General features: G+C 66.4%; 1 protein-coding gene. It reads right to left on the bottom strand.

Features of this window, described 5'->3' with window-relative positions; translation table 11 throughout:
- Positions 1-244, bottom strand: a 244-nt coding sequence (locus ACLJNW_RS27760) for an SDR family NAD(P)-dependent oxidoreductase (protein ID WP_410961801.1), incomplete at both ends; no start/stop codon positions are given.

The raw sequence follows: 244 nt of genomic DNA, 5'->3' as shown, positions 1-244 counted from the left end.
AACCGAAGGTGCTGTACATCGAGGCGATGTTGAGGATGCTGCCGCCGCGCTGCGCCAGCAGCGGCCGGGCCAGTTGGCTGGCGAGCATGGCGGCGCTCAGGTTGAGGCGCAGCACCCGTTCGAAGGTAGCCAGGTCGTATTCCTCGCGGTCGCGGCTGATGCCGGCGTTGTTCACCAGCACATCCAGGCGCGGCAGCGCTTCGAACAGCCGTTGCAGGCGCTGGCTGTCGGTGATGTCCAGTTC

This window comes from Salmonella sp. SAL4457 (assembly GCF_046548235.1).
Taxonomy (GTDB): domain Bacteria; phylum Pseudomonadota; class Gammaproteobacteria; order Enterobacterales; family Enterobacteriaceae; genus Salmonella; species Salmonella enterica.
This window is presented reverse-complemented; position numbering and strand designations above follow the sequence as displayed.